This is a genomic window from Aeoliella fuhlenseeensis, assembly GCF_052161615.1.
Taxonomy (GTDB): Bacteria; Planctomycetota; Planctomycetia; order Pirellulales; family Lacipirellulaceae; genus Aeoliella.
The window spans coordinates 3,066,275-3,091,896 of record NZ_CP197417.1; the positions used below are offsets into that span (position 1 = coordinate 3,066,275).

General features: G+C 59.0%; 22 protein-coding genes. 11 read left to right on the forward strand and 11 right to left on the reverse strand.

Annotation, left to right across the window (positions count from 1 at the left end; translation table 11 throughout):
- Window positions 1–31 precede the first annotated feature (31 nt).
- The gene (locus tag SH292x_RS12110; protein ID WP_442481258.1) at window positions 32–3,223 is read left to right on the forward strand and encodes an ABC transporter permease; all 3,192 of its coding nucleotides are present in this window, start codon (window positions 32–34) and stop codon (window positions 3,221–3,223) included.
- 114 nt (window positions 3,224–3,337) lie between these two features.
- On the opposite strand, the gene SH292x_RS12115 is transcribed toward SH292x_RS12110, so the two are convergent.
- Window positions 3,338–4,327 carry an N-acetylmuramoyl-L-alanine amidase gene (locus tag SH292x_RS12115; RefSeq protein ID WP_442481259.1) on the reverse strand — a complete coding sequence of 330 codons (990 nt, stop codon included), beginning with the start codon at window positions 4,325–4,327 and terminating at the stop codon, window positions 3,338–3,340.
- A gap of 458 nt (window positions 4,328–4,785) precedes the next feature.
- On the opposite strand from SH292x_RS12115, the gene SH292x_RS12120 reads away from it, so the two are divergent.
- Window positions 4,786–5,346 carry a hypothetical protein gene (locus SH292x_RS12120; RefSeq protein WP_442481260.1) on the forward strand — a complete coding sequence of 187 codons (561 nt, stop codon included), beginning with the start codon at window positions 4,786–4,788 and terminating at the stop codon, window positions 5,344–5,346.
- A 289-nt stretch (window positions 5,347–5,635) separates the two neighbouring features.
- Here the strand turns inward: SH292x_RS12120 and SH292x_RS12125 are convergent, their stop codons facing one another.
- Window positions 5,636–6,283: a DUF1801 domain-containing protein gene (locus tag SH292x_RS12125; RefSeq protein WP_442481261.1), complete on the reverse strand. Its 648-nt coding sequence runs from the start codon at window positions 6,281–6,283 to the stop codon at window positions 5,636–5,638.
- A gap of 503 nt (window positions 6,284–6,786) precedes the next feature.
- Between SH292x_RS12125 and SH292x_RS12130 the strand changes: the two genes are divergently transcribed.
- Window positions 6,787–7,701 (forward strand): ParA family protein, encoded by a 915-nt coding sequence (locus SH292x_RS12130; RefSeq protein WP_442481262.1) that lies wholly within the window; start codon window positions 6,787–6,789, stop codon window positions 7,699–7,701.
- A 62-nt stretch (window positions 7,702–7,763) separates the two neighbouring features.
- Here the strand turns inward: SH292x_RS12130 and SH292x_RS12135 are convergent, their stop codons facing one another.
- The 5 genes from SH292x_RS12135 to SH292x_RS12155 all read right to left on the reverse strand — a co-directional run bounded on the left by SH292x_RS12135 (window position 7,764) and on the right by SH292x_RS12155 (window position 11,176).
- Window positions 7,764–8,333 carry a dihydrofolate reductase family protein gene (locus SH292x_RS12135; RefSeq protein WP_442481263.1) on the reverse strand — a complete coding sequence of 190 codons (570 nt, stop codon included), beginning with the start codon at window positions 8,331–8,333 and terminating at the stop codon, window positions 7,764–7,766.
- A gap of 511 nt (window positions 8,334–8,844) precedes the next feature.
- The gene (locus SH292x_RS12140) at window positions 8,845–9,258 is read right to left on the reverse strand and encodes a GNAT family N-acetyltransferase (protein WP_442481264.1); all 414 of its coding nucleotides are present in this window, start codon (window positions 9,256–9,258) and stop codon (window positions 8,845–8,847) included.
- 148 nt (window positions 9,259–9,406) lie between these two features.
- Entirely contained in the window at window positions 9,407–9,886 is a 480-nt protein-coding gene (locus SH292x_RS12145; protein WP_442481265.1) for a hypothetical protein, read from the reverse strand.
- 66 nt (window positions 9,887–9,952) lie between these two features.
- A complete protein-coding gene (locus SH292x_RS12150; protein WP_442481266.1) occupies window positions 9,953–10,288 on the reverse strand; it encodes a hypothetical protein in 336 nt (111 codons plus the stop codon).
- Window positions 10,289–10,663: 375 nt separating this feature from the next.
- On the reverse strand, window positions 10,664–11,176 hold the full coding sequence (locus SH292x_RS12155; RefSeq protein ID WP_442481267.1) for a Dps family protein: 513 nt from the start codon (window positions 11,174–11,176) through the stop codon (window positions 10,664–10,666).
- A gap of 362 nt (window positions 11,177–11,538) precedes the next feature.
- Between SH292x_RS12155 and SH292x_RS12160 the strand changes: the two genes are divergently transcribed.
- The 3 genes from SH292x_RS12160 to SH292x_RS12170 all read left to right on the forward strand — a co-directional run bounded on the left by SH292x_RS12160 (window position 11,539) and on the right by SH292x_RS12170 (window position 14,919).
- Window positions 11,539–12,287 (forward strand): IS5 family transposase gene (locus tag SH292x_RS12160; protein WP_442481268.1). Its coding sequence is split into 2 segments (ribosomal slippage): window positions 11,539–11,866 and window positions 11,866–12,287, totalling 750 coding nucleotides; the frame shifts between segments, so codons are not numbered across the junction.
- A gap of 587 nt (window positions 12,288–12,874) precedes the next feature.
- On the forward strand, window positions 12,875–13,993 hold the full coding sequence (locus tag SH292x_RS12165) for a phytanoyl-CoA dioxygenase family protein (RefSeq protein ID WP_442481269.1): 1,119 nt from the start codon (window positions 12,875–12,877) through the stop codon (window positions 13,991–13,993).
- 62 nt (window positions 13,994–14,055) lie between these two features.
- Window positions 14,056–14,919: an SDR family NAD(P)-dependent oxidoreductase gene (locus SH292x_RS12170; RefSeq protein ID WP_442481270.1), complete on the forward strand. Its 864-nt coding sequence runs from the start codon at window positions 14,056–14,058 to the stop codon at window positions 14,917–14,919.
- Here SH292x_RS12170 and SH292x_RS12175 read toward each other — a convergent pair.
- The gene (locus SH292x_RS12175; protein ID WP_442481271.1) at window positions 14,900–15,454 is read right to left on the reverse strand and encodes an O-acetyl-ADP-ribose deacetylase; all 555 of its coding nucleotides are present in this window, start codon (window positions 15,452–15,454) and stop codon (window positions 14,900–14,902) included. The two genes, SH292x_RS12170 and SH292x_RS12175, sit on opposite strands and share 20 nt — an antisense overlap.
- A gap of 822 nt (window positions 15,455–16,276) precedes the next feature.
- On the opposite strand from SH292x_RS12175, the gene SH292x_RS12180 reads away from it, so the two are divergent.
- The 4 genes from SH292x_RS12180 (at window position 16,277) to SH292x_RS12195 (ending at window position 21,162) form a co-directional block, all read left to right on the forward strand.
- Window positions 16,277–17,968: a glutamine--tRNA ligase/YqeY domain fusion protein gene (locus SH292x_RS12180; protein WP_442481272.1), complete on the forward strand. Its 1,692-nt coding sequence runs from the start codon at window positions 16,277–16,279 to the stop codon at window positions 17,966–17,968.
- Window positions 17,969–17,996: 28 nt separating this feature from the next.
- Complete coding sequence (locus tag SH292x_RS12185) at window positions 17,997–18,392, forward strand: response regulator (protein ID WP_442481273.1); 396 nt, start codon at window positions 17,997–17,999, stop codon at window positions 18,390–18,392.
- Window positions 18,393–18,479: 87 nt separating this feature from the next.
- Entirely contained in the window at window positions 18,480–20,156 is a 1,677-nt protein-coding gene (locus SH292x_RS12190) for a DUF1559 domain-containing protein (protein WP_442481274.1), read from the forward strand.
- Between the two features lie 103 nt (window positions 20,157–20,259).
- Window positions 20,260–21,162: a PfkB family carbohydrate kinase gene (locus SH292x_RS12195; protein WP_442481275.1), complete on the forward strand. Its 903-nt coding sequence runs from the start codon at window positions 20,260–20,262 to the stop codon at window positions 21,160–21,162.
- A gap of 78 nt (window positions 21,163–21,240) precedes the next feature.
- On the opposite strand, the gene SH292x_RS12200 is transcribed toward SH292x_RS12195, so the two are convergent.
- Window positions 21,241–22,281, reverse strand: a complete 1,041-nt coding sequence (locus SH292x_RS12200) for a hypothetical protein (RefSeq protein WP_442481276.1) — start codon at window positions 22,279–22,281, stop codon at window positions 21,241–21,243.
- Between the two features lie 340 nt (window positions 22,282–22,621).
- Here SH292x_RS12200 and thpR point away from each other — a divergent pair, with 340 nt between their 5' ends.
- Window positions 22,622–23,200: an RNA 2',3'-cyclic phosphodiesterase gene (gene thpR / locus SH292x_RS12205; protein ID WP_442481277.1), complete on the forward strand. Its 579-nt coding sequence runs from the start codon at window positions 22,622–22,624 to the stop codon at window positions 23,198–23,200.
- Here the strand turns inward: thpR and SH292x_RS12210 are convergent.
- Together SH292x_RS12210 and SH292x_RS12215 are read right to left on the reverse strand one after the other, a co-directional pair.
- Complete coding sequence (locus SH292x_RS12210) at window positions 23,197–24,150, reverse strand: TIGR01777 family oxidoreductase (RefSeq protein WP_442481278.1); 954 nt, start codon at window positions 24,148–24,150, stop codon at window positions 23,197–23,199. The genes thpR and SH292x_RS12210 overlap by 4 nt on opposite strands.
- 35 nt (window positions 24,151–24,185) lie before the next feature.
- The gene (locus SH292x_RS12215; RefSeq protein WP_442481279.1) at window positions 24,186–25,280 is read right to left on the reverse strand and encodes a DUF4912 domain-containing protein; all 1,095 of its coding nucleotides are present in this window, start codon (window positions 25,278–25,280) and stop codon (window positions 24,186–24,188) included.
- Window positions 25,281–25,622: the final 342 nt, after the last annotated feature.

Here is a 25,622-nt window from a genome sequence, read left to right on the forward strand (position 1 = left end):
TCCTGGCGATCGAGATCTTAGGGAGAGACACATGTCGACCATCGCGAGTTTGCCGACGACCACCAGCACGTTCTGGCCGCTGGTCTATCGCTTCGCCTGGAAAGAAGTTCGCAAAATGCGAGGCTTCGCGCTCGGCGTAGCGGGGCTGGCCGCGCTGTTTATGTTGTTTTGCCTTTATCTGCACTACTCCGAGCCGACCTTAGATATCGACGAAGCGCGGGCGTTCATGTTGCTGTTTTGCGCGTTTGGCGGTGGAGCGTTCGTGGCGATCGGAGCCGCTACCACGGCCTTCTCCGTTGAACGCGAAGAACAGACCGATACGTTCCTCCTCACCCTGCCCCGCTACTGGCAAGCGTTGTTCGCGGGCAAGCTGCTCGCCGTCTGCTTCCTCGCATTAACATTCGCACTCGGCATGTCCGCGGTGGCGTGGCTTTTGGGTGGCATGGGCTTCCCCTCGAAGGGCGGATTTCCTCTTTACCTGAATCTCGGCACGGTGCTATTGGCCGAGGCCACGGTCTGGGGCCTCGTGGTGTCGCTATTAGTTCGCCGCCCGCTGCTGGCCGCCGTGCTGGCCTGCGCGATGACCTCGTTCAGTTCGCAGATTGCTATCGCCCTCGCAAATGAGGAAGGCTACCGAGGCGAAGCGTTCGCCGACTCCCTTCTTTACCGCTGGCTTTTGTGTGGCGTGGGGCTAGTGATCGCCACGTTGCTCGCCCGGCGCTGGGTAAATCGCACGGAATCCACTCGCTCGCAGCGACGCGGTCGACAGTGGCAGTTCACGGAAGTGATTCCCGCCGCGCTACAACGCTCGATGGCCGCCTCGGCCATCACCACCTTGCAGCCCCTAGGCCCGACAACCAGCCGGAGCATCTTCTGGCGACTGGTGTGGCAGACCTGGCGCGAGTCGTGGCAAGTGATGCTGGGCGTCGTGGGGGTTGGGTTCCTGCTCATGTGGGCCGTGGAAGGACTTATCGAGTTGAGCCAAGACGGACGCGCGATGCCATCGCCCGCCGCGTTGATGAGCACCTTCTTCATCCCCGGCTTGTGTGGCGCGCTGGTGTTCCGCCCCGATCATCGCCGCGGCCAACACCAGTTCCTCACCGAACACGCCGGCCGGCCGAGACTAGTCTGGCTCGCTCGTATTTTCACCTGGGGTACCTATCTTTCCCTATTCCTGATTGCCATCCTCGCATTGGCTGCCTGGGTAATCATAAGCATGTACGGCTTTCCCGGGCCAACTACTACTTACAGCTCATTGAATAGTTTCCAGCAAGCCGAGATGCAAGTTTTTTGGAGCGACTTCTTCTATCGCGGCGTCCCTCTGGCCATCTTCGCGACATTCTTGGCCTTCGCCCTCGGCCAGCTTGCTTCGCTGCTTCTGAAGAGCGAAATCCTCGCCGCGGGCCTCAGCCTATTCGCGTCGATCGGAGTGATGCTGTATTGTCAGTTGATCTGGTTCTGGCGTCTCCCTCCGACGTGGTGCTTGCTGCCTATCGCGCTCGGTGCTTTCGCCGCGACCTACCTCCGAATTGGCGACTGGCTCGCCGCTCGCAGCACCCGGGCGAGTTGGTCGCGAGTGGCCGCCGCGGCGATTACCCCTGTGCTCGTCGTCGTGGCCAGCCTTCCGATGATCCGCCACTCGCAAATCGAGTGGGCACTGGATCAGCTTGCGCTCGGCGAGGCGATGCAGCAACAGAAAGCCCTCGGCGCTACCGCTGCGATTGACCTGCCTTCTGCGCGGCGACAGATGGATCAAGCATTCGACACCTTAGTCGCTGAGTTCGAACAGCAGCAGCAGCGAGACGCGGTGCTGGTGGCCGCCAGATACCGGACTCTGTTGGATCAGATTCGAGGCGTAGCCAGCGAAAGTATGCCCGCAGGCGAAGATATCGGCTACGTGATGCCTACGCATGAGGAGGTGAGAAACTCGCTACGTTTGGATTACGGGAAAGCGACGCCCCAACAAGTGGACGCGTTGATAGAACTCACCAAGCTACCTGTCGCCGAGAACCGCCTGCCGGAGATGTGGATTCGCGACGTTGCTTGGATTCTCGACAATAGCGCTCACAAAGCGATGCGGGAAGGCAGTCTTGACCTCGCTTGGACGCGGATTCTCGCCCTTGAGAACTTCAGGCGTCAGCTCCAGTCCGATGCAATGGCCCGCCAAGTCCAGATGAACCGTGGAACGGACCACATCAGTCAAATGTTTGATGGCGACCTGCACACCCTCTGGGCCGTCTCGCCGGGACAAACCCCTGAGCGGGTTCGCGATGCGGTAGCCGATCTAGTGGAAGTCAGCAAGAAGTATCCGACGATTACGATCGACGTTGTGGCCGACTACGTGGATGCCCGCGCGATACTGGATGGTGGAAGTGCCGCCAACAGTTTGGCCACGCCGCCCACTTTATCGGAGATGGCGTTACTTCTCAATCGATTCCCGGGTGAACGTAGCCGCGCCAAATTGGCTTTACGGGTGTTCGCTGTGCAGACACTGAAATATTTGTTCGAAGCCGGTCAGATTAGCCCTAACACGCAGCTATCCCACGAGGCCTTGATGGTCACTAAAGCTGGCTATCGCTCACCAGTTGACACTGCGGGACGCCTCGCCCTCTCTAAAACAGCGGCTTCTAGTCTTCTCGCGGATGAGATATGGACCCCCATCCGTCGCGGAATCGATGACATAGACAACACGCTTTCTCAGCAAGCCCAGCAGCGACTCGAACAACTTCGTCTCTTACTTATCGCCCATCATCTGCAGCACGGGGAGTATCCCGCGACGCTGGACGAACTAGTGCCATATATAGATCCGGAGCTACTGGCTACCGTAACAATAGATCCCTATTCGGGCCAGCCTTTCCAGTACGCCTCCCGCTATTACGAACTCGCCACTTGGGGAGACACGCTTTGGGAGGTATACGCCCGCACGACGGACGTGCCCCCCATGATCTGGAGCATCGGCCAAGGAAATGCCAGCAAGACGCATTTGGCAGTCGATCCAAGTAGATACGTGTCAAAAGAATCGCTACGTGACCTCGCAGTAACGTATCCGACGATCGAGGTGCCAAATATCTCGCAGCCTTACTCACGCGATTCAAATTCCGATGCGCGAGCGCAGTACTGGCAACAAAGCGTACAACTGCTTCCGTTGCCTCACGAATACGAATACCCCAACTTCGAACTCCCAACCCCCGAATCGGAAGCCACATCGCCAGAATCCGAGTAACCTTAACAGCGAGCCGGGCCGTCCCCGGCCCCGGAAACTCTCCCGCTTGAAAGTCTTCCAATTTTCTAAGCATCCATTTCCGGGGGCGGGGACGCCGCGGCTCGCACGAGCTGCCTACTGCTTCTCGACCAACTCCCGAGCTCCGCCGATCACCTTTTCCCAGTCAAATGCCGGACCTGGATCGGTTTTGTTCTTCTGCAAGTGATAATGCCCCAGCACGCCTTGGAATTCTTCCCACTCCTTCGGCGGTAGCACCTGCGGGATCAGCTTGCCGTCGGCGTCGGTTGGATATTCCAGCTTGATCTTCGGCAGCACCTTCGACAGCGTCGCGGTGAGCTTGATCAGCGACTCGTACTGCTGCGGCGTGAAGTCGTACTGGTAGAGCTTTGTGCCTTGGATCGTTCCCTCGACGATCTCCGGCCGGGCGAGCATGCCGTCGAACGGATCCTGCGGCACGTTCTTCAGCAGGTTCAAGTACGCCACGCCTTGATCGTCCTTGCGATACCAGTTCTGCAGTGGCTTGGCGTCGGGCGAGCCGTACGCACCGATGTGGGCGATCTCGATGCCGACGGAGCGCGTGTTCGAAATCGTGGCGTGCCACGCTCGCTCTTTGAGGTCAAGCGTCTGGTAGATGGTGCCGTCGACATCGAGCATGAAGTGAACGCTCAGGCAGCGCGAGTCGTGCAGCACCTTGAAGCACGTCTCCGCCCGGCCGCAGACGTCGTAGTGGATCACGAACTGGTCGACCACTTCCTGCAGCAGTGGCAGGTCCCACCCACCGCCACGCACCCGCTCGATTTGCTCGGGCGTCAGCGGGTCCTTGCGCAGGTTGTAGCGGTTCGGCGTGTCGAGCTTCACCAGCTCCTTGGTGATCTCCCAATCGGCTTCTTCGAGTGCCGCGAAACGACGCTCGACGCGGTACGCATCGTATCCACCCGGATCCATCCACAGCACCACCGGCGCGGTCGTGTGGAACAACTGCCCGCAGACGACAATCTCGTCTCCTTTACGATCAAGCCGCTCGCCGATCTCGTCGGCGTGGGTGGCAAAGGGGACGCAGGCAAGGCAAGCCGTGAGTAGCAGGCGGAATCGGTCGACGAACATAGCACTCTTCGCAGGGAGCGTGTTACCACACGCCGCCGCACACACATGGCGGCAGCCGAAGAGACGAGTATAACGAGGGGACGCCGTAAAGCGAGAAAACCTTTGCCCTTTCGCGCACAGCCGCAAGCGGGTGCGCGAACTAGCAAAGGTTTTCTAAGCAGAATGTTCGAGTCGAGGTTACTTGCTCGCCTTCTTCGCTTGCTTTTGTTGCCGCTTCTCTTTGGGACTTAGCAGCGGCTTCTTTTGCGCTTCCCGCTTCCCTTTGTCCTTACTTCCTTTATCGCCCATCGCAGAACTCCCATCCAACGGAACATGTGGTGACAACGCCAATCGCCAGACCCGCGGCCGCGTGCTCATCGGCACGCTAGGCCCGGCTGACCTTCAATCAGAGAAGATTATATCATCAGGGTCAATCCGAGTCTCTATCGCAATTCCCTCCGCCAACCCTCGCCCAAACCTTGCGCAAGATCCACCAGACCTACGAAGACCCGCTCTCCCTGGTTTGGGTTCACGCCGCGGAGCAAATGGGGATGCGCGTTGAGCGAAGCGCCGAGGTCAACGCCTCGTGGGATGGAGCCGGCACGCTCACAATTGGCACGCCCGAGACGCTCGACCCCGACGACTCGCTCGCGCAAATGATCCTGCACGAGACCTGCCACGCCCTGGTCGAAGGCCCCGACTGCCTCACGAAGCTCGACTGGGGGCTCCCCAACCACGACCGCGCGAACCGGTTCCACGAGCACGCCTGCCTCCGCCTGCAAGCCGCGCTCGCCGACCAGATTGGCATGCGAAAGTTCTTCGCCTCGACCACCATGTTCCGCAGCTACTACGACGCTTTGCCCCAGGATCCGCTAGCCGACGGCGACGACCCCGCGATCCCCCTCGCCCAATCCGCCTGGCAACGCGCGAAAGAAGGCCCCTGGGCCCCAGCGATCGACCAAGCCCTGAAGCGCACCCAACAAATCGCCAAAGCCCTCGAAGGCATCACCACGCCTGCATCCCTCTGGCACCACGCGTAGGCCGCGATCAAGCTCCGCGCCGATCCGGCGCTTCAAGCTTCGCCCCGCCGAAACCACAACGCCATAAACCATGTCATTCTGAGGCGAGTAACACGAGCCGAAGAATCTCGCGCGCGAGAGAACACGAATCTCCGCTAATCTGCACGAATGATTTTATTAGCGAAGATTAGCGTTCCAAAGAATGGCCAACGAGATCCTTCGGTCGCCGAGGCTCCCTCAGGATGACACAGGGGCCGATTGCTTCCCCAGGTGCCATTCGCCCTTCCACCCTCCGCCTTCCCCCTTCACTTCACCCCAAACTTTTATGCGACCCATCGCACCCCGGCATGCGCTTCGACAGCCCGCACGTGCAGTCGTTGAGTCCCTTGCCATCGAAGATTCGCGGCATGCACTTCTCGATCCGCGCGGTCCGCGTCGCCGACTGCTTGGCGGAATTAAAGTGCAACAGGTAGGCTCGCTGCCGGCCCGGCGTTAGGGCATGGAACGCCTTCTCAAAATCCGCCCGCTCGTCCATCACCGCGACCAGCTCCGCCGGCAACTCGACCTCGCGGCCCTCTTCGAAATCGACCTTCAGCCCCGCTTTCTCAATTTCAATCGCTTCGGCGATGTACGCCTTGAGCACCTTCGCCAGCTTCTTCACCTCCGCCACGCTGGTGAATGGCACCACCCGCGCCGCCCGCGTATTCTCTCCCGGCTTCTGGAGAATGCTCTTCGGGTCCTTCAGCAGCGCCCCCTTAAAGAAACTGAGCACGCAGTGATCCTTGAACCCACCCAAGATCACCACGTTGTTCCCCTCGAACGTGTAACAAGGCTGCCGCCACTTCCATTCTTCCACGAGCGGAGTTTCCAGCACCACGGCGCGAAGCTCCGCCAGCTCATCCTGCCACTGCTTGGTGGTGCGAAGAAACTGATCGACTTCGGGATGAAGAGTACTCATAAATCGCAAGCAAACAGGTAGCGTGGTGAGAACCCAAATTGTAGGCCGTATCAAGCTCCGCGCCGATACGGCGCCCGACGCCATGCCGCGCGCCGAAATCACCAAACCACAGAGTCATTCCGACGAGAGCCCCGCGACCGAGGAATCTCGCCCGGAGCATCATACGCTGCGCCCCTTCAACACAACACGCCTTCGAGCCACCCCGATGTACGACGCTTTATAGCCCGGCAACGCAGATTCCTCATCCTCAGAGTCTCCCTCGCTGTGCCACCCGATATTTCATGTTTTTACCCTACACCCAACGACCGGACGCCGAGTGCTTTTATCGGCGAAACGCCGTGATTCTTTTAGCCAGGGGGATTGTAGCCAATGCATGGAAGAAATTGCGATACGGGCCATTCGAAACGCGGTTCCACGCATTTTATGTGCTAGGGTTTAACGAATGCCGTCGCGGAAATCCGTGGCTGGCAGTCCCACCTTTTCCACCATCTCGGAGGTTATGCATGGCCATCATCATGTTCTTGAACTTGAAGGGAGGCGTTGCCAAAACCACGAACGCCGTCGCGATCGCCGAGTGCTTGGCGTCGGGCGGCAAGCGAACGCTGCTGATCGATGCCGACCACCAATGCACCGCCACTGAGCTGTTGCTTGGTGAGAAACGCATGGAGGAAGTCGAGCGAAGCAAGCGAACGCTTCACGACCTGTTTCGCGAGATGATGAAGCCGACATTCAATGCCAGCAGATTCGATACGTACGCGGCTCATCGGGCATCGAACATCAACGGCGGGCTGGAACATCTATCGGTCATTCCCTGCTCGGTCCGCATGAACGACATCAGCAGCAACCTGGCTAAACGCTATCGCGAAGTTGGTGCGGACGCGCTTCGCGCGACCATGCAACACCATCGTAATCAGTTGCATCGGTGGATCACCAGCAACTTCGACTACACCATCATCGATTGTCCACCCAGCCTCTCCTTCCAGGTGAAGCAATTGCTTCAGATCTCGACGGGGTACGTTGTCCCCTGCCAGCCCAATCGGCTTTCGCTTCGCGGAGCTGACTGGTTAACCAAGAAACTGCATACCGATGGATTCCGCAGGCATGCCCTCGGAACCATCTGGTCAATGTATCGAGCCCAGGACGTCGACCACCGGAAGATCATCGAACAGGCCGAGTACGGCAGCTTCGAGGATCTTCAGTTCCCGCGACCTTTCAACACCGTGGTTCCAATGCGAGCAGAAATTGCCCACGCCATCGACACCACCTGGGAGCCAGTTGCGTCGATTCACAAGAAGTACAAGGCTGAGTTTCATCCCGTCTTCGTGAAGCTGACGAGCGAAATCATTGCACGCGTCGATAAGCAACTTGGGGTCAGCGAAAAGAGTTCGGCCCCGTTGGAATTCGCCGAGAGTTACTGAGCTGGTGATTCCTACAAACACCAGCCAAAAATCCCCCTCCGCGTCTCCGCGTGACACAACCTTCAACCACCACCGTTCGGCCCCCGCTCCACATCGTACCGCAACTCCACCATCGTCGTCCCCATCTGCCGCACGGCCTTTAGTCGCAGCGTCGGGCTTAAGACTTCGCGCGGGAACACGGGCTTCCCTTTGCCTAGAGTCACCGAGCCAACTTGCAGGATCAACTCGTCCAGCAGCCCCGCGTCGTAAAACTGCGCGGCGAGCTCACCACCGCCGACGATCCATAAGTTCTTGGAGCCAATCAGCTTGTTGATCTCGGCATGCACCTCGCGGACATCGCCCCGAGCGAACCGCACGTCCGCCCCATCGATCAGCGGTAACTCACGCGTCGTCATCACCCACGCCGGCTGCGTGTAAGGCCAAGGCGACCCCACCTCGGCCTCCACCAACTCCGAGTTCCGCCGCACCCACTCGTAGGTGTTCGCCCCCATGACGAGCGCACCAACCTCGGCAATGAACTCCGGATAGCTCGAGTCGTTCACATCGCCGAGCGGAAAAAGCCAATCAAGCGAGTCGTCCTCGGTCGCGATGAATCCGTCGAGGCTAGTGGCGGTGTAGTACTGGGTTTTCATGGTTTTGGCACGGAAGCAACTGACGTTTCTAGGATCATGGCCTTGGATGTTCGACTTCAGACCGAAAAGGCCTTCGATCATCGATTAATGAGGTGCCGTCAGCCATTCCTCCCCAAGGCTGGCCGCTCCAGCTCCACAATTCAGCAATCGCTATCCGCTGCGGTGGTCCGAAGGGTTCCTCAGTCGCCAGTCCATGCGCCACATAGAGCACGTTTGTGGTTCGCATTCGGACGGTAATGTACCCATCGTCGAGTTCCGCACTTGAATCAACGATCACTTCGCGTCTGATGTCTCGGGCGATAAGGCGACTTAGCTTTGTTCCCACTATGTACTGCGATCGAAGCCTGCGCCTTCTCCATTCCTGCCAAACCTTTAACATCGCCTTACCTTCCTGCCAGTTAGCGGAAGCAGGTCAAAGCGCCTGTTAGACCAAACGGTCGTCCCTCGACGTCTTCTTGATGCGGCCGCGATTCGGAATAATTCGCACGCAAGACAAAGTCCACACCCCAATTCAATTGATCTCCTCCCCCGCCCCCAGAACCCACGCCGACGGATGTGCCTCGAATCCAAGCCGCGGATAGTAGTCCACCGCCGCCGGGGCGGATAGCAGGATGATCTTTGCTCGCGGGGCGAGCTTCGATTGCGTTTGACGAATCAGTTCGCGGCCGATGCCTTGGCGTTGGTACTCGCCATCGACGGCCAGGTCGGACAGGTAGCAGCAGTACGCGAAATCGGTCACCGACCTGGCGACGCCGACCAGCTTCTCACCATCCCACGCCGTGCAAAGCAAATTCCCATGCTCAACCATCGCCGCGAGGCACGCCGCATCGTCCACGGGCCGCCGCTCGGCGAGGGTGCTCCGGCGCAACAGATCGGCGAACTGCTCGACCGTGATGGAGGTGGAGGTTTCGTAGCGGAGTTGCATTGGTGGGTGGGTTCGATACTTCAGACGTGAGAACTCGGCGTCTTCGCGGCTTTGCGAGAGAAAATATTTGCCTGCTGCGCCCTGCAGATAGCGCGAACTGGTGAGGAATGACCTATGTCGACTTCGCCGATCCTCAACCCCTTTCCTCTCAATCGCATTCCTCAAGAGCTACAACTTTTCGGTCCCAAGTCTGGTACTTCCAAGGGACCACAGATTCCAAAAAGGTTACGATCGGCTTTGGCATGCCCTGAACTTCGCCATCCATGCTCCAAACGCTCGGCAGCTTCTTCTTGAAAAGGTCGATACGTCCCTCCGGCAAGAACACCCATGGCTGGACAGCCCAGCCTTCTGGAATTCCTGAATCTCTGTAGATGGCAGAGCAGACATTCGTCCAATTTCGATTCCACGCTGTCAATCGCTCGATAAGCTTTTGAAGACTCGCAGCATAGGAAACCTCGCATAGGTAAACCGTCTGTTCGCGAACACTGATGGCCATAATGTCACAATACCAGTGAGCGCCCTTCGTATGGAGGTCACCATCGTTTAGTGCCAGTAAGCATTCGGTATTTATGAAGATGGAGCGGTCAGCTCGCAGATACTCAGAAACCACACCTTGGAAGAAATCCATGTATCGCACCTAGCTAAGCGAGAACCTACTGATGCCAAAATTACCCACCGGCTCCGCGGCGATGCTCTACTGCCCCACCGACCAGAACATAAGCAGCACCAGCGCAGGCGCGAGAGGCAATAGTATACCCACCATGAACCAGGAGAAGGCCATGTCGCGCTGGTGGGATGTTGGCTTTACGAAGAACTGCCTTGTCTCTAGGTATAGCCCTAGGGCAACGCTTAGCATGGCCGTCCCAACCAGGACGCCGAACGCCGTATCCCAGTGAGCGCGTGACGAAACGAAATGGCTCACCGGATCCGACGACATCGTAAGACTAGTACGCGGCAGCAATGACGCGCAGATCATGAAGATGCCCAAGTTGGCCCAGACGCAGATCGCGACGTACGAAAACCGACTCATGGCTGCCCCCAGCTTCCAGGCTCTCTCATGTCTCTGCAGGAACATTCTGCACGCCACCAATGTAGCAGGTTTCCCGCAACTGGGCCAAGTACGTACCGACAGACCTTCTCGCGACTCTTATTCCTCTTAACAAACGTCAGGCACCCTACAACAAGCCTCCGCTTTCGCCTAACGGAGCGATCCCATTCAGGGCAAACTGCCTCTGCGTCTCTGCGCCTTTGGGTGAAAAACAATCCACGCAGAGACGCAGAGGCAATCGCGAAGTTGTGAGGGCCAATCAACGACGACACTCTAAGCGCCGTATCGGCGCGGAGCTTGATACGGCCTACCTGCGATCCTCACCCTATCTCTTGCCGCGAGCCCTAGGAACCATGCTCAATCGACTTGGGCCGATTCGAACAGGAACCACACGCGGCGTTCCGTCTCGTCGATCCAGTTTTCGATCAAGCTCGCGGTGGCCACGTCACCCGCTTCGTCGCACACGTCGTGCAGCTCACGTAGTTCCTTGGTCAACTGGCGATTGTCCTTGGTGAGCTCTTCGAGCATCGCGAGTGGCGAGACGAAGCTTTCGTCGTTGTCCTTGATCCGCTGACGACGCGCGATATCACCGATCGAGCGAACAGAAGTCTCGCCAAGCTTACGGCCGCGCTCGGCCACGTCGTCGGTCATGGCAAATAGCTGTCCGGCCTGCTCGTCAAGCAGCAGGTGGTAGTCGCGGAAGTGCGGGCCGCTCATGTGCCAATGGAAGTTCTTGGTCTTCACGTAGATCGCGAAGACGTCGGCCAGCAAATTGCGCAGGCCCTCGGCGACATCGGCAACGCCCTTTGCGCCGAGATCGGTGGGGGTCGCCAGGGCTGCTTTGACGGAAGACTCTTTGGTGGAAGGCATTTTCCACTCCTTTAGGATTAGGGTTAGTCTGCGTACGGTGCGATATTATAGTCGGCGTTCTTCGCTAGGGCGGATGACATTAGAGACAGGTTAGCACAATTCAAAGCAATTGGCGGCTACCCCTACGGGGCCCCTAAGATCTGCCACGTCGCCGCGAATTGCTGTCGGCCGTGTACGTGGAAAACGAAATCGCCACCCCGCCATTGGACCCGCTACTGCCGGAAAACTAATGGTATTCCCTAAGCAAACACTATTTGGGAAATCTTTCGGAATCCGACTAGGCCGTGTTGACATACCTATGTTGCATCTAGGTGGATCGGGTAAAGTAGGCGAGTAACCGTTACCTCATGGAGGAGGATTAGATGCGACGTTTTGAATTGACGGACGAGCAGTGGGAGCGTGTGGAGAAGCTGTTGCCGGGTCGGGTGGGGTGTCCGGGGCGTAGTGCGGAGGACAACCGGTTGTTCCTAGATGCTGTGCTGTGGATCGTTCGTACTGGCGCTCCGTGGCGTGATCTTCCAGAGCGTTTTGGGCCGTGGAACAGCGTCTTTCAACGGTTCAACCGCTGGGCGAAGAAGGGGGTCTGGCAGCAGGTGTTCGCCGCTCTTCAAGAGGCGGATTGGGAGTGGGTGATGCTGGACGCCACCATCATTCGGGCCCACGTTCACGCGGCGGGAGCTCGAAAAAAAGGGGAGATCAGCAACTTGGGCGATCGCGTGGTGGATTCGGAACGAAGGTCCATGCGGTCTGCGATGGACTCGGCAATCCCGTAAAGCTCCTCCTGACACCCGGGCAGACTCACGATGTTACTCAAGCTGTGCCGCTCTTGGAGGGACTCACGGCGGAACACGTGATCGCCGACAAGGGTTATGACAGCGAGCAAGTACGAGAGACCATTGAGCGCCAAGGCGCGACGGCCGTCATCCCTTCGCGAAGTAATCGCAAAGTGCAGCGGGCTTACGACCAGCATCTGTATCGAGAACGCAACCAAGTCGAACGACTGTTTGCCAAGCTGAAGCAATGCCGACGCATTGCCACTCGATACGACAAAACAGCACGAAACTACCTCGCGTTGCTGCATCTGGCAGCCACAATGATCCTCTTGGCCTGAATGTCAACACGGCCTAGAAAGCGCGCTGCACCTATGCTCAAATGACCACATGCCGTATGTACAGTTGCCGTAACTAACCCCAGACAGAAAAGAGGCGGCTTTCGCGTGGGGAGTTTGGCGAGGGATGGCCGACGTGGCGAAGTGGGGGGGGAATGGCGAAGACGCCCTACCTCGTCCTTCCGCCAGACCGAGTAAAGTCGCACCTGCGGTTTACCCCTGCGACATTATAATTTTGATAGCAACCTTCCGAGAGCACTTTCACCCTATAAAACACGAGACTTTCTAGAACTCGTGAGAATGGATCCCGAGAGTAATGTCGCAGTCAATGAAAAAGTGAGCAGAGTGCGACAAAACTCGCGCGGCGCGGAAAACTACCTCAACTACCTAAACAACCACGACCCTAACGGGCCCCGCTCGCCAGAGTTGCTAGCGAAATGTTGTGCTGAGACATGGTCTAAATTCGCTATTCCCTGCGACCGATACATTAGCTATTAACCGCAAAGGTTTTGCATGCGTATTGTGGTCGACCTGATGTTGGACGACCGCCCCGCCCCCTTTGCCCACAGATTTTTCCGGAGTTTTTCGCGATGAACATGAAGCCGAAGTTGCGGCCCCTCTGGCAGCGTTTGCCAATCATGGGTGGCCTGGCTGGGTTGTGTGCTTGGAAGGCCCTCGGCCTACCTCGGAGTGTGCTGCCTCGTGATTTCAAGAGCATCGTGAAGAACTGGGACTACGAGATGTTCTCGATGATCCTGAAGTCGCGCGTGCTGCGTGCCTTCATCGATCAGCCCGCTTACTTCCAGATGCCCAAGGTCATCGAGCCAAAGGCGGAAGTCGCGCCTGAGTATCGCATGAGCCACGAGCAGCTCAAGTCGTTCTACACCAATGGTTTCATTGGTCCGTTCGACGCGTTCACTCCTCAGCAGATGAAGTCGTTCCGCGACGACCTGCTGGCGGTTGAGAATACCAAGAGCGAGACTTACGGCTTCGTGACTCCTCGCGACCGGCACTTCGAAATGCCGCGGATGTGGAACTACATGAAGCACCCTGCGATCACCGAGCGTTGTGCCCAGATTCTGGGTCCCGATCTGCTCACGTGGCGGTCGCAGATTTTCTTCAAGCCGCCAGGATCGCCCACCATTCAGTGGCACCAGGCGAGCACTTTCATGGTGGAAGACTACCAGGATCCGGCGATTTTCCCGCCAGACCTGAGCGAGATTTTCCAGCTGACCGTCTGGATCGCCGTGGACGATACGCACCACGACAACGGCTGCCTACGCTTCATGCCGGGCACGCACAACGCGATTCGCCCCTTGAGCTTTGGTGGTGACGAAGGCTTCTACGATGCCGACTTCACGCTGGAGTACACCAAGGAAGAGGAAGCTCGTGCTGTCGAGATTCCGGTGAAGCCAGGTCAGTTCATTATTTTCTCGGAGCGTTGCATTCACGGCTCGGGCCCGAACACCACGGACCGCCATCGCTTGGCGTTCAACCTGCGTGTTATCCCGACCAGCGTGCCGGTCTACACGGACAAGAAGTACTACCGCAGCGTGTACAACGGCGGCAAGTACCACTTGGACAAGTGGGGCGTCGCGGTGCTGCGTGGCGAAGACCGCTACAAGCTGAGCCGCACGATTCCCGAGTACGAACTCGACCGCCCGGGAGTGGCCACCGAGGTCATCAGCCCGATGCGGAAGGCTGCTTAGTTCGCAAGAATTGAAACACTAGCCCCGAGTTCGCTCGGGGCTAGTGGTGTTTTAGGACCAAGATGAAACACCTTCAAGGCAAACGAGCACTGGTAACTGGCGCAGCGTCCGGCATCGGTCGGGCGATCGCGATGGAACTGGCACGCCGCGGAACCAACCTGCTGCTGGCGGATCGCGACCAAGCGGGCATGTCTCGCACGGCGATTGAGATTCGGGGACTTGGCGTCAACGTCGATCTCTTCCATTACGACGCCGAACAGCCCGAGCAAATCGTCGCCCTCGCCAACTTCGCCAAGTCGCTGACCGGTGGAATCGACATTCTCGTAAACAACGCGGGCGTCACGTATAGCGGCTTCACCGATCGCATGACGTCCGAGCATTGGAATCGGATGCTGCAGATCAACCTGCATGCTCCGATTCGCCTGACGCACGAACTACTGCCGCACTTGCTCAAGCGGCGAGATGTGCACCTGCTCAACGTGTGCAGCGTCCTGGGACTTGTCGGCATGCCAAAGGTGTGTGCCTACAACACAGCCAAGTTCGGCCTCGTTGGCTTCACCGAGTCGCTTCGCAGCGAGTACGGTGTGCAAGGAGTTGGCGTGACGGCGCTCTGCCCCGGTTTGGTGCGAACCAATTTGTTCAACTCGTCGATGTCCAATGGGCACGAGAAGCAGAAGACTCCACCGCGCTGGACGACGACTACTCCTGAGAAAGTCGCCCGCGCAGCGGTGCGAGCTATTCGCAAGAATCGCGCTCGCGTCGTGATGGAACCAGTTGCCCGGGTGATGTTTGCGTTCAAACGATTCCTCCCCGGCGTAATGGACTTCGCCATGCAACTCGGTCGTCAAAGACATACCGAGAAGCGACTGGCGTACTGGAATCCGGAAGAATCGGAAGCGGAGACGCTCAAGCGGCGGGCGGCGTGAGTGACCTCGCCGCCTTCAGTGCCGACGATTCGAGCACGTCGCACATCTCTTCGTCGTAACCCACGAGCAAGATTTCGTCGAACAAGTCTTCGACGAGCGAGAAGCAGGATATCTCGCGCCGCGCAATCACCGCGGCACGCTCGGCAGGGAAGCCAAACACGCCGCAACTGATTGCTGGAAACGCCAAGGTGCGAGCTCCGTGCTCGACGGCAAGTTCCAGGCAGTTGCGGTAACAATTGGCGAGCACGTTCGCTTCGCCATACCCGCCTCCATGCCATACAGGTCCCACAGTATGTATCACCCATTTCGCCGGAAGATCGAAGCCGGGCGTGATGCGAGCTTCACCCGTCGGGCAGCGAACGCCCGGTCGCCACTGCTCCACTTTCTCGCAGGCCTCGTAAAACTGTGGGCCAGCGGCACGGTGAATGGCACCATCCACGCCACCTCCACCGAGCATCAGCTCATTGGCGGCGTTGACGATGGCATCGACTTCGAGCTTGGTAATGTCTCCCAAGCAGACACGAATAAGGTCCATCTGCACGTTCCTCCAATGGGCAAAGCGCATTGCTTCGCGGAGTTGAGAAGAAGAGAAAGAGCGAACCAGTTGCAGGTCGAGAGGAGAATGCTAAGGATACCACGCCCGCGTCACGGTACCACCCAAAATCGGCCGATATCGTGTGGAATATACGGGCGTGGGACAAACCACCTGAACGGGGGCCGACACCACAGGGCGAGCGACGACCACTGGTTGTGGTGCGTAAACGGCTTGCGGGGCGTAGTAGGACGTTCGCACAACGGGCTGCTGCGAGGGAACAGCGACCGTCGTCAGAGGTCGCAGCACGGGGCGGTAGACCGTTGTCGGCTGGACGTAACTCACCGCTGGTGCAGTTACAACGGGTGCGGGCTGGACGAAAGTGGTCGGTTGCGGCGCGTAGTACACCGTTTGGTTGTAGACTTGTGCAGAGGCTTTTTGGCCGAAGCCGAGCAGCACCAAAGCTGCAAGAGCCGAGAAAGTCACAGTTCGCATGGCTGACTCCAATCGTGGTGCGAAGTTGCTCAAAACCATTGGACACGATGACCCATTTGGGATTGCAATCGGTGTGCCAGTCGCTCGAACGCTGCGGGCGTTACGATGGCGACTCGGTGGGTTGTGTCGCTCCAAATCCTACTCGCCGCCTAACGATCCATTATCCCGTAAGGAACGATCGCGACAACCATTTGGCCCTGCTGGTCGGATTGGAACCAAGTCCCGTACTCAATGTAAACCGTGTGTGCTACATTACTTAGACATGCCCCACCCGTGCAGGGGCTTGGACTCGAAGGGAGTCGCCCCGTCCCGCCGTTAGGATTTACCCCTATGCCCGCCGTTCCCCCCGCCGACCCAGCTTCCCGCCCGTCTCGCAATTTCATTCAGCAGATCATCGACGCCGATCGCGCGAAGAATCCGCAGGTTGTTGTCCACACGCGGTTCCCGCCCGAGCCGAATGGCTACTTACATATTGGGCACGCGAAGAGCATCTGCCTGAACTTTGGGCTGGCGAAGGAGTACGACGGGAAGTTCAACCTGCGATTCGACGACACCAACCCGGCGAAGGAGGAGCAGGAGTACGTCGACTCGATCATCGACGACGTCCGTTGGCTCGGCGGTGATTGGGAAGATCGGCTGTTCTTCGCGTCCGACTATTTCGACCAGCTCTACGACTGGGCAGTGAAGCTGATCGAGGATGGCAAGGCGTACGTTTGCGACCTGACCGCCGAGGAGATGCGCGAGTACCGCGGCACGCTGACCGAGCCAGGTAAGAACAGCCCCAACCGCGATCGCAGCGTCGAAGAGAATCTCGACCTGTTCGCACGCATGAAAGCGGGTGAGTTCGCCGATGGGTCGCGGACGCTGCGGGCGAAGATCGACATGGCTTCGCCGAATGTCAACATGCGTGACCCCGTGATGTATCGCGTGAAGCACGCCCACCATCACCGCACTGGCGACAAGTGGTGCATTTATCCGTCGTACGACTACACGCACGGGCAAAGCGACTCGATCGAGGGCATCACCTACTCGATCTGCACGCTGGAGTTCGAGAACCACCGCCCACTTTACGATTGGTGCCTCGACCAACTGGAGATTCACCACCCACGGCAGATTGAATTCGCGCGGCTCAATTTAAGCTACGCGGTGATGAGCAAGCGCAAGCTGCTGCAACTGGTACAGGAAAAGCACGTGGCCGGCTGGGATGATCCGCGCATGCTGACCATTCGCGGTCTACGGCGGCGCGGTTACACGCCCGAAGCGATGCGTGCCTTCTGCGAGCGAATCGGCGTGGCGAAGTTCAACAGCACGATCGACATGGCGTGGCTCGAAGACGCGATTCGAGACGACCTTAACGACCGAGCCGAACGCCGCATGGCGGTGCTTCGACCCCTGCGTGTGGTGCTCACCAACGTGCGGGCCGGCGAGCCGCTGGAGATCCATATCCCCAATCACCCGCAGAAGCTCGAACTCGGACGGCGGGACGTTGCCTTATCGCGTGAGATCTTCATCGAAGAAGACGATTTCATGGAAGAAGCTCCCAAGGACTTCTTCCGCTTGAAGCCGGGCGGTGCAGTACGGCTACGCGGTGCCGGCATTATCGTCTGCAAGAATGTCGTGAAGGACAAAGCGGGGAACGTCGCGCAGCTGGAGTGCGAGTTCAATCCCGACACCACGGCGCTCGTGGACGGCAAGAAGGTGAAGGGCACCATCCACTGGGTCGACGCTGCGACTTCAGTGACCGCGACGGTAAGGCTCTACGACCACTTGTTCGCGACAGAAAACCCCGATACCGCCCCCGAGGGTGGCACGTTCCTCGACAACCTGAATCCCAAATCGCTGGAAGTCGTCACGGCACGCATCGAGCCCGCGCTAGCCGAAGCGAAGCCCGGCGAGTCATTCCAGTGGGAGCGTGTCGGTTACTTCGTGGCGGACGCGGTAGATTCGAAACCTGGCGCGCCGGTGTTTAATCGTACGGTGACGCTGCGGGATACGTGGGGCAAAGAGCAGGCGAAGCAGTAGGAATCTCGGCAGAACGGCCGAAACAGACATGGCCATTTCATCCACCAGTTCAAGCACCAATAAGCCATCGCTGCGCGTGGTGATGATCGACGATCGGCGTGACTCGCGTCTGCCGCTCGAACGATTTCTCACCCGCCTGGGTCATGAGGTTCAATCGGCCTCCGATGCCGCTACAGGAATCACATTAGTCCTTGAGTTTCAGCCTCACTTAGTGATTTGTGACATCGGCCTGCCGGACATGGATGGTTACGAAGTCGCACAGCGGCTGCGTCAGCAGGAAAGCGAGACGCCCATGAAACTGGTGGCGCTCACGGGTCGCGCGGAGCCGGAAGACCGCCAGCAAGCCCTCGCGGCTGGTTTCGACGAGCATCTGGTGAAACCGGTGAACCTCGACCAACTGGAACGGTTGCTGGAAACGCTGTAGTTCAGCATCGCGGTAGTGGAAGCGGGAACGGGGACGTGTTAGACTCTGGCACATCGTCCCTACGCGACCTCATTCACAGGAGTCGATATGCGATCTCTTCTCTTTGGCCGAAACACACCGCATGTTTGCGTGCTGCTGGCCTTCGCGATGCTCCTCGCCCCCGCGGCGGCCCTCAAGGCCGAAGAACAGCCAACGATCAGTCGCTCGTTCCTGACGCAGCAATCGGTGGTCGCCGCCAGCTTGAAACCGAAACGCGTGCTGACCAATCCCGCTAACGCGATGCTACCCATCGAAGTGGCGAAAGCAGCGGGCGAGAAGTACTTGCGAATGGATCCCGCCAATATCGAGCGGGCGGTGCTCGTGGTCGAGCCACCGCTGGGGACCAATTTGTTTTATGCGATGTTTGTCGAGGCCGACAAAGCTTGGGACCTCACCAAGTTCGACGCGGAACTCACCGCGCACACCACGCCCGGCGACATTCTGGGGAAACCGTGCTTGATCAGCAACGAACCCTCGGCCCCCTGCCTCATGGTACTGAATGAAACGATGCTCGTTGTCGCCAGCGAAGGGATGCTGAAGAAGTTGATGGGCCCCGATCGTGGGAAGGCCGATTCAGTTTTAGTCGATCTCGCCACCAAGCGAGGGACGCAGGACGATTTATACGTGGCGGTCGACATGGTGGGCCTTCGCCCGCTTATTAGCCTCGGCATGCTACAGGCCGCCCAAGAAGCTCCGCCCGAAACGCACAAGTTTTTCGACATTCCATCGCTCCTGGAATCGGCCGAACTATCGGTAACGCTCGATGGAAGCGTGCCCTCGCGGCTTTCCTTCCATGCTGCGAACGAGTCGGACGCGGCGAAGATTGAAGCGCTGCTCGCCGAAGGGGTCGAACTGGCACGAACGCAGATGCGCGCTGATATGGAAGCTCAATTGTCGCAAATGCGTGCGAGCGCCAATCCCGTCGAACAGGCGATGGCCGCCTATAGCGAGCGGGTGATGAATGGCTATTTGAATCTGTTCGTACCACAGCGAGATGGCAACACCTTTGTGCTGTTCGACACTGCGAAGGCCGGTGGAAGCCAGATTGCATCCGTGGGGGTGATTGGTGTGCTTGTCGCTCTCTTGCTACCCGCCGTTCAGGCGGCACGCGAAGCGGCGCGGCGGAATATGTCGATGAACAATACCAAGCAACTAATGCTCGCGTATCACAACTATCACGATACCCAGAAGAAGCTTCCCGCGCACGCGATTTACAGTAAAGACGGCAAGCCACTTTTGAGCTGGCGTGTGGCGTTGCTTCCGTACCTTGAAGGAGGTGAACTTTACAAGCAGTTTCATCTCGACGAGCCTTGGGACAGCGAGCACAACAGAAAACTCATTCCGCTCATGCCGCTCTACTTCGCCGGCACTAGTTCTGCGCTGGCCCCCAGTTTGGGCAAGACAAACTACCTGGCTCCGGTCGGGGAAGGGATGGTATTCGATGGCACCTCCGCAGGAGCCGAATTCGGCGACATAAAGGATGGGATGTCGAACACGATCATGATCCTCGAGGTGGACGATGAGAGTGCCGTCGAGTGGACCAAGCCAGACGACTGGGAGTTTGATCCAAAGGATCCGCTCAAAGGTCTGGGTGGCATGCGAGCGGGGGTCTTCATTGCGGGCTTCGCCGATGGGCACGCCGCTGGGATTGCCACGGAGATTGACCCCAAAGTCTTCAAGGCAATGCTCACAAAGGACGGCGGAGAGATCGTCGACTTGCCGTAGGGCCGTTGGTGACGGGAAGTGGCCCCCTTTAGCGACCGGCGTGCATGTTGCATACTGGCGGCTCGAAAATCCTGCGCAATTCCTCTAGCCCCATTCGAGCATCATGCCCCTGGTTGTCGTTGGTTCGGTTGCTATTGATAACATCGAGACCCCTAAGGCTCGCCGCGACAACTGCCTTGGCGGCTCGGCGACGCACTTCTCGTACGCCGCGAGTTTCTTCACCAGCGTTCGGCTCGTCGGCGTGGTGGGGGAAGACTGGCCGGCCGAGCACACTGAGCTGCTGGCTGGGCGTGGCATCGATGTGAGCGGTCTGTCGCAGGTCGCCGGCGGGAAGACGTTCACCTGGACCGGTCGCTACGAACCGAACATGAACGACCGCGAGACGCTTGAAGTCGAGTTGAACGTCTTCGGACAGTTCGACCCCGTGCTGCCCGAGGATTATCGCCAAGCGAAATACGTCTTCCTCGCCAACGGGGTGCCCAGCGTGCAGATGAAGGTGCTGTCGCAGGTTCCCGGCCGCCGCCTCGCCGTGGCGGACACGATGGACCTGTGGATTCAAACGCAGCGCGACGATCTCGAAGCCCTGATGCGCGAGCTCGATGGCTTGGTGCTCAACGACAGCGAAGCCAAGTTGATCACTGGCACCGAAAACCTCGTCGAAGCCGGCCACGCCGTACGCGACATGGGTCCGAAGTTCGTGATCATCAAGAAGGGCGAGCACGGCGCCATGTTCTTTGGCGAGCACGAGACCTACGTGCTCCCCGCCTACCCGACGGCCAACGTGATCGACCCCACGGGCGCCGGCGATAGCTTCGCCGGTGGCATGATGGGTTACCTCGCCGAGCAAGACAATTTCGAACCGGAAACACTCAAGCGAGCGATGGCGTACGGAACGCTTGCCGCGAGCTTCAACGTCGAAGGATTCGGCCTAGAGCGGATGAAGGAGATCACTCGCGAGGATATCGAAGGCCGGATGGTCGAGTACCAGAAGATGCTCAGCTTCTGAATCGACATGCCAACGTCCTAACGACAAAAGGCGGCGTCGAATTGCTTCGACGCCGCCTTTGTGTTTGACGCGATGCTCTTAGGCTCCACTAGGGGGAGCGGGTGGCGATGGAACATTGCTCCGTTCATTGCCACCGTTATCACGATCGTCCATCTCTGGCGGCGGAGGTACGTCTTGGTACTGCTCATCCGCCATGGTCGGCTGTTGACCGTCCGAGGGCTGATCGTCGTGCGAAGTTTCGCTCACATCGACGTACATGGCGCGGCCGTTGACGCAGACGTAAGCACGACCGCAGCGGTCGTAGCGAACGTGCTGGGCATGCTGCTCGCCGTTGCCAGACTGGTACACTTCTTCGCCGCGATAGCCTGTCGAGTAGCCCTGACCTCCATCGTTACTAGCCCGGCCATCGTTACGAATGACCGAACGATCGCCGCTGTTATAGTTGTCGTAGCTATAGCTATCTCGGCCTAGGTGCAAATCGCCGTGGTGCATCCCATCGTGGTAGGCGTGCCAGGTTCTACTGTCGCCTTGGCGGATATGCCACTGACCACTAGGGGAGTAAAACCAAGTCACTCCGTCATGATCGACCATCCGCCAATCGGCGTTCACGTCCTCGCGGGCATTGGCGTCGCGATCGCGTGCCTGCTCGGGCACTTCGGGTGGCGATAGCTGCTTGTCATCGTCCGCATTGTCGCGGTTTTCCCGGTCTTCTTCGCGATTGCGGTCGGCGTTGTTGTCGCGAACGTTGTCGGTTGCATCGCCGCGATTGGCGTTGGCGTCCTCCCTATTTGCATCGGGGCTATTTGCGTCGGGGCTATTGGCCGCATTCTCTTCCGAAACATCGGCATCCACATTGGCATCCGCTTCGACCGAGTTGTTTTCAGCCGTGTTGTCCTCTGGAGGGTTATTGGGATCTGCTGGCGGAGTATCGGGCCTCGCGGATTCAATCTCGTCGGCGGGCCGAATCTCGGACACGTCGGCCGACTGGTCGATGTTCTCGATCGACGACGGGTCGCTCGGTGGTTGTTCGGCTTCTTGTTGACCCATGGTCATCGATCCAAAGGACAAGAGTCCGACCGCCGCGAGCGTGGCGGCGAAATTGCGCAGTGTAGTTGGCATGATTCTCCCTCTAAGTAAACGCTCCGTGGTGGAGCTATGAAACGGTGTGGACAACGACTGCCTCGCGCTGTCCAGAAACTCGTAGGCCTACACCGCATCTACCTGCAAATCCGATTCACGTTGGCGCAGACTACAGCGAAGAAATCGGAACTTTCTTTTAAACGCCGATAATTTGACGCTTATCACGTCGTCGCGTGATCATCAAATAGCGAGCGCGGTGGCGAGCATTGATCGCTGCTCTACCAACTTGAGCGGCCGTTCGACAATCGCGACTGACCGCTCGCGTGTCAGGAGCGGCTTTGCTACAACCAAGTGCTTTCATTCTCGCCCCCCTACTACTATGGCCAAGACCCGCACGTTCCTCGCTGTTCTACCGTCACCCGACATTGTCGAACGAGCCGAGCGTGCGCTGCTGCGATTGCGTCGTCTCACGGACAACGTGAAGTGGGTCGAACGGGCCAATCTGCACTGGACGCTCCATTTTCTCGGCGACGTCGACGATCAGGAGCTCTATGAAATCTGCCAGGCGGCCGAGCGAGCGCTCGCCAACATCGAGCCATTCAGTCTGTCGGCGGTAGGTGTCGGTGCGTTTCCGAGTAACGACCGACCGCGGACGCTATGGATTGGAGCGGGCACAGGGAGCGAGAAGCTGGAACAATTGCATGCGGCGCTCGACAGGGAGCTTCAACCCCTTGGCTTTCGCGGCGAGAGCCGGCGATACGTACCCCACCTGACACTCGGCCGCTCGGCCCGGACACTCACCATGGCCGAAACCGTCGCGTTGGCAGAAGAACTCGCCAAGCTGACGAATTACGATGCGGCGAGCCAGACGGTCGACGAGATCGTGGTGTTCGCGAGCCGGTTGAAGCGCGAGGGCGCCGACTACACGGCCATTGCCAGCATCGGGCTCGAAGGTTAACGCCCTTGCCGCCAGCGCTGGCAGAGATCAACTGCCGCCTCTTGCCACTGCGGATGCTGAAACTCGAAACCGCTCTCAAGGAGTCGCGTGGGGACAACTCGCCGACTCTTGAGGACGAGCTCGGTTTCGGTTCGCATGAAGAACGCCCCGATGGCGAGCATCCATTCGGTTGCCGGGAGACCCACACGTGTGCCCCACGCCTCACGCAGCTCGCGCATGAACTCGGCGTTGGGCAGAGGATTGGGCGAGGCAATGTTCACCGCGCCGCGCAAGTTCGAGTGCTCGATGAGCCACCACACGGCCGCGATGAAATCGGCATCGTGAATCCAGGAGAGGTATTGAGCACCGTTGCCGCTAGTGCCGCCAAGGCCACGGCGGACGATTCCCAAAAGCGTGTCAAAGATGCCGCCGCGATCGGGACTCATTACCATCGCCGAGCGAAGCTTGACGAGCCGAGTCTCGTGCAACGCAAACTCATCGGCCGCCGCTTCCCACGACTTGGCAACATCGATACTAAAGCGCCAGGTGTCCGGGGCGTCGGGTTCCTCGCCGCCGAGAATGCCGGTGACTTCGTCGTTGGGGGCGTCGTAGCGATGGGGGTAGATGGTCGCTGTGCTGGCTTGTAACCAAACGCGTGGCGGCCGCCTTGAGGTGGAAATAGCGCGGCCAACCAACCGTGTGGTGTCAATCCGCGAGTGCTTGATGTCTTGGCGATTGTGATAACTGTAGCGGCAGTTGACGCTCCGCCCGGCGAGATTGATCACCACGTCCGCGCCGTCGATCTCCGTCGACCAAGGCCCCAGCGTTCTGGCATCCCAGTGCACGTGCCGCCACGGTTGCCGATCGATGTCCTGCCGACTCAAAACGACCACGTCGACGCCCTGAGCGTGAAACGCCCGAGCTAATAAGGTGCCAACTTGACCGCTGCCACCAGGAATGACGATCTTCATGGCCAACGCGTTGCTAACGAAAACGCCTGAGGGCCTTAGAACGATCGCATGGAGTCGCGGTGCATCGGTTCGAGCTCTTTGGTATTGCGCTCAATGCCAAGGATGATTGTCTTCTGCTCAACACCATCGGGCGCCGACGCCACCACCGGTACCACCTGGCGGCGGTCGGGGAGGTGCATGCGGACGGCGAAAGTACCGTCGGGACGCAGCGTGACAGGTTCGCCTTCCACCGTGACGTGGGCATTCGGAGCGGTGGCACCGTAGATCACCAGCTCGGCGTCGATGGCGAAGCTAAGCTCCTCGCGATTATCGACCATGCTGCTAGCGCCGTTGCCGAAACGAGTTTCGGTGGGGCGACCCATGCGGCGCTGCAGGCGTTCTTCCAGCAACTGCTGCAGCTCCATGCTGGTCCCCTGCGGCGAGTAACCGCCGCTCATCGCGTAGATGCGATCGGCGTTTTCCGCCACGTCGTTCCAATTGCCATTCACCGCGTCGGTCGAACCTGGCATGGGGGTCGACACCTTGTTGCTGCGGCACAAGCAATAGAAGGCGTCGTTCGAGCCGCTGTAACCGAGCTCGGCACGGAAGTGGTTGGGGGGATCGCTCACGTCGACGTACCAGTGATTCACGCCGCCGTGGATGGCGATCTCGCGGTACAGCGTCGAGCTGCCATCCTCGAGCACCCGGTAGATGCGGAGGGTCGGCTTTGCGCCGTGCCAATTGTGGCCCAGGGCGGTCCGGGCACGTTCGACGCTCGAGGCTCGCACCTCCCAGAACGCTTGCAGCCAGTAGGCGTCCCGAACCATCAGGACGATACGATCCTTGTCGGACTCGCTCTCGGCGGGCGAGGCGATGTTCTTCATCTGCGAAATGCGGGCTCGCAGGGCATCGATGCGGGTCTTTGCGTGGCGCTGGGCGGGGCTCAGTCGCGCCAGCGGACTCGCGGCCGCAGCCGAGGCTACGCTGTCGGTTTCAGAAGGATCGCCGGTACGGCGGCGGCGTTTGGAGGCCTTGGCCAGGGCGTCGATCAATTCTTCCTTCCGCATGGAGTGCCAGCCGGCGACTCCCTCCTTTTTCGCCATCTGGGCGAGGTCCTTGCACGTGTAAGTGCGGAGTGTGGCTGCGGTCATTGCTACCTGTTCGCTTAAGCTGCGTCCAATGCCGGTCTGCAGGGGACTGCTCGACGACGCTGGGCGCCCAACTGGTGGGACGGTGAACGTGAGGGGTAAGTTCGTGCGCAGCGGGGCGAAAAGGGTCGAGGTTTCGTTGCTGGCCGTCTAGAGGATCGGTATCACCGCAATACCACACCCAACGCCCAGAACGAGGAACGTGCGACGCGAGAATCCTTCCGCCCGATACACTCGATATGCCCCATATTAACCGAACCCGCAAACAATTGCAACCAAATTCCGGGCATTTTGTCGACGCAAACCCTTTACTGACAACAACTTGCGAAACTTTTCGGATTAGGT